Source organism: Moorena sp. SIO3B2 (genome assembly GCF_010692525.1).
Lineage (GTDB): Bacteria > Cyanobacteriota > Cyanobacteriia > Cyanobacteriales > Coleofasciculaceae > Moorena > Moorena producens.
In genome coordinates, this window is the sequence record NZ_JAAHHE010000453.1 from 1 (window position 1) to 4,266 (window position 4,266).

The 4,266-nt window shown below is 37.9% G+C and carries 6 protein-coding genes; all 6 read left to right on the plus strand.

Annotated features, from left to right (window positions below; all coding sequences use genetic code 11):
* A partial coding sequence (locus F6K38_RS43720; protein WP_353737254.1) for an ectoine synthase occupies positions 1 to 137 on the plus strand: 137 nt, incomplete at its 5' end.
* Positions 138 to 308: 171 nt separating this feature from the next.
* Complete coding sequence (locus tag F6K38_RS35950) at positions 309 to 686, plus strand: ectoine synthase (RefSeq protein WP_287296777.1); 378 nt, start codon at positions 309 to 311, stop codon at positions 684 to 686.
* Positions 687 to 937: 251 nt separating this feature from the next.
* Positions 938 to 1,309, plus strand: coding sequence for a hypothetical protein (locus F6K38_RS35955; RefSeq protein ID WP_287296779.1), 372 nt, complete (start codon positions 938 to 940; stop codon positions 1,307 to 1,309).
* 80 nt (positions 1,310 to 1,389) lie between these two features.
* Positions 1,390 to 1,671, plus strand: a complete 282-nt coding sequence (locus F6K38_RS35960; RefSeq protein WP_287296781.1) for a hypothetical protein — start codon at positions 1,390 to 1,392, stop codon at positions 1,669 to 1,671.
* A gap of 48 nt (positions 1,672 to 1,719) precedes the next feature.
* The gene (locus tag F6K38_RS35965) at positions 1,720 to 2,946 is read left to right on the plus strand and encodes a spondin domain-containing protein (RefSeq protein WP_287359828.1); all 1,227 of its coding nucleotides are present in this window, start codon (positions 1,720 to 1,722) and stop codon (positions 2,944 to 2,946) included.
* A 559-nt stretch (positions 2,947 to 3,505) separates the two neighbouring features.
* The coding region (locus tag F6K38_RS35970; RefSeq protein ID WP_287359830.1) for a GNAT family N-acetyltransferase at positions 3,506 to 4,266 on the plus strand (761 nt) is incomplete at its 3' end.

Genomic DNA, 4,266 nt, shown 5'->3' on the forward strand with positions numbered 1-4,266 from the left:
CTATGTATGCTCTCGATCAGCATGATAAGCATTACCTACGGGCTAAGACTAATTTGCGCCTCGTATGTGTTTTCACACCACCTTTAAAGGGTCATGAGTCCCACAACCTGAAAAATAATGTTGCTTCCCAATACTAAGGGGGTTGTAATTTTGCCTAAGTTCTTATAAGTGATTAAATCAGGACAGAAGGCAATTAAATGGGGATTTAAACCCCAACTAGCTGAAGCTATCGTCCTCGGTATCTTCAAACAAATGGTAACATAATTGACATCAAACTAACGTTTTTTAGCTAATAGGAGACTAATGAAATGATTGTGAATGAATTGGAAAAACTTATTAACACCGAAAGGGATATTGAATGGGGCAATGGGAGAAGTCGTAGATTCTTGATTGAAAAAGATTCTATGGGATATTCCCTTACTGACACCACTGTTACTGCCAATACAGAGTCTTTACTGGAATACAAAAATCATAAAGAAACTTGCTACTGTATTGAAGGAGAAGGTGAAGTAGAAGCAGATGGTGTTATCTATCCCATAAAACCGGGAACTATGTATGCTCTCGATCAGCATGATAAGCATTACCTACGGGCTAAGACTAATTTGCGCCTCGTATGTGTTTTCACACCACCTTTAAAGGGTCATGAGTCCCACAACCTGAAAAATAATGTTGCTTCACAATACTAAGGGGGTTGTAATTTTGCCTAAGTTTTTATAAGTCATTAAATTAAGGCAGAAGGCAATTAAATGGGAATTGAAACCCCAACTAATTGTGGATACCTTACACAAGCTGGGGTTTTAAAGCCTAATGGCGGAAGGCAAGAAGTCTAAATTTAATACCAGTCTTTCCCGCTCAAGCCTCTGCCCTATAACTTTTGCCTTCCACTGAAGGCGGATCAAGGCAATTTTGACAAACTTTAAAAATACAGGATAATAATATGTCTGAGACGATTTCAATTGGTGGTACTGCCAACATTAGGGCAATTGACGAATCAAACTTTTCAGTCGCAATGACAGGAGTTTTTGATGGTGGTGTCTACGCAAAAGTAACTGGGTCACAAGATTTGCCCGATGGTAAGAAAAAATATGACTTGAAACACTACTTTGTGACCAATGATGGCAGCTATCTCTATACTGAGGATACATCAATACATACACCAGTTGAGGACAACTTATATATGGCTCAAACCGAATACAATATTGTCGAAGCTGGCGGTAAATTCAAGGGTCTAAAAGGTTCCTTTAAAAGCTGGGGAGCCATGGACTACAGTCGGGGGGTTGGTGTTCTCTGCTTTGAAGGAGAAATTTAGGATCGCCCGCAACTGACACATTTTTTATGCTAGGGTGTATGAAGCTTGAATAAATATTGTAGGTAGTCATAAAACTTGTAGTGTCACCCACCATTTTTATTTCTGTTGCGAACTGTGGTGTGAATGCTTTTACCATAGATGCACAAACTCTATGTCATAGTAATTCTGAACAATGCTTAAAAAATAGCGGCCTATGCAATCACGGATGGGCGTTCCAAAAGCAATTACCGCTAGCGCTAAGAAAGAATGCAAGTATTTTTGATCTTCTTGATAAGAGGGGTGATGCATACAATGATTCAGGCATTGATGATCCGGTTCAAGGAAAAATATCAAGACTTAACTATTTCAACAAAAAAGTTTAAGTTCTTGCTTTATAAATTATCCAAATTGTGTTGATTAGGAGATTAATTATGGATAATCAATTCAAATTAAAAATCACTGTCGAAAATCTAGCACCAAGAAATGGTACCTTGTTTAGTCCACTCTGGTTTGGTATTCATGATGGTAGATTTGATACATTTGACTTGAATTCCCCTGCATCAATAGCTATTGAGAGATTAGCTGAAGACGGTAATGCTGAAGACCTGATGGAAGATTTTAACGATACAGAAGGTGGGTTTGCCCAAGGGTTAATTGGGACAACTCCAGATCCTTTCCTAGATTTATTCCCAGGCGATATCGTGTCAACGATAGTTTCTATTGACAATAGTATTCCTGGTAGTAAGTATTTTAGCTACGCTTCGATGATCCTTCCTAGCAATGATGCTTTTTTCGGTAACGAAAATGCTATCGAACATCAGATATTTGACGATGCAGGTAATTTTGTTCCTACTAGCTTTATCATTTCTGGAACTGAAATTTTGGATGCTGGTACCGAAGTGAATGACGAAGATAGATTTAATGCAGTAGGCGTTGGCCCAGTTCCTTTAATTGATTTTCAACCAAACACTGGTATCGATGAAAAAGGTGTGATCATCCAGCATCCTGGTTTTATTCCCGATGGCAATATTTTATCTCCAAAGGATGTGGAGAATGCTGTCCCTACTAGCTCCGCCGATTTTACAGTTCCAAACTATCCGATTGCGTTAATTAGCATCAGTGAAGTTGATGATACAACCAGTGAAGATGATGATATCTTGGGACAAGTTTTTGGTTCTGAAGATGATGATTTATTCAAGGTTGGGATAACTCCTGGCTTTGATGGAGATGGAGACTTCGTATTTGGTAGTTCTGGCGACGACATTTTTGATGTTACAAATGCCAGTGGTAACAACCTTCTGGAGGGCGGAAAAGACAACGACCTTTTCTTCCTTGGTCGAAATAACCGTATTATTGCTGGAGATGGAGATGATACAATATTTGTTAGTACCGGAAGTGGGAACGTTATTACTGGTGGACCTGGGACTGATTCCTTCTGGATTGCTATCAGTTCTTTGCCAGAGGGAGTTAACACCATCACCGACTTTGAATTAGAAGTGGATGTGCTAGGTATTGGCGATCTAGATTTAGAATTTAGCGATTTGAGTTTAACTCAAGATGGAACTAACACTGTAATTAGTACTGAAACTCAAGACTTAGCAATTCTACTAGGAGTTCAGTCAAATAGTTTGAGTGAAGCTAACTTTGTTTTTGTCTAAGTGGGTATTGTTAAGTTTCATCAAAAAAGATGCATCATGTTTTTCCTTACAGTCAGGTAACAAATAGTTGACCATAGGTTGGTTAAGGAGTTATAACTTCCGCTGTTCGGTAAGGGCAGGCTTATTGATTACAAAATACTGGACATAACACCATAAAAATTGCTGTCATAGCCTGCCCCTTTTTTGATTTTTTATGAATGTAAATACAGGGCTTTGTAGCTCCTAATTCTACAAATTAATCCTGAGAAAGTCTATTTAGATTTTAGATATTAGTAGTTCCGTATTTACCCAACAATATCTGTCTGATGGCATGTGGCATGTTTTTCAGTCTAATTGGGAACTTTCCCAGTCGGAAATAGCTCGGCAAAAGATGGCTGAATTTCTCCAAATTTGTATAATGAGGCTCCTATTCAGCTAAAATAGCCGGTTATAAGTTATACTTTTACTGAAGACAATCAAGATTTCTGGTTTGATGGTTATGGCTCTGAATTATGATTATTTTGATAGGGAAATAAAGGATAAAAATATTACTTAATGAATTTGAAAAAAAATAAAAGTTATGTACGTTGATATTCGCACACTACGCAAAGATGAACTAGTACTTGCCGATCAAGTTTTTCGAGAGGCTTTTAGTGCTTTAACAGAGCCTTATGGTTCGAGTAATTATGGAGCAGACATAACATACATGAACCGCTGGTTTAATAACCCAAATACTGCTTTTGGAGCTGAAGTTGATGGACAGCTAGTTGGAGTCAATTTTGCGATTAACTGGGGAAGCTTTGGACTTTTTGGACCCTTAGCAGTCCATCCAGATTTTTGGGGTCATAAAATCGCTCAACAATTAATTGAACCAGCGATGGAATGTCTAAAACAGTGGCAGATTGAGCAGTCAGGTTTTTTTACTCGTTCCAACAGCCCTAAGCATCTCTATTTATATCAGAAGTATGGATTCTACCCTCGATTTTTGACAGCAATTATGTCAAAAAAACCTATCAAAAAAACAAAAAAATTACAAGAATTTAGATATTCTAAAATTTCTGATAACCAACGTTTAGAGTGCCTTAAAGCCAGCCGTGAATTAGTTGCTTCTTTCCATGAGGGGCTAGATCTAGAGGTTGAAATTCGTGTTGTTGAAAAGCAAAATTTAGGGGAAACAATCTTTTTTTTCGATGAAAAAGGTCTAATGGGTTTTGCTATTTGCCACTATGGTAAAGACACCGAAGCTGGAAGCGAAACCTGTTATATCAAGTTTGGAGCGAGCCGTTTGGGAGAAAAAGCCGAACAAAATTTTAAGCAGTTATTAGAAGGTTGTGAAACATA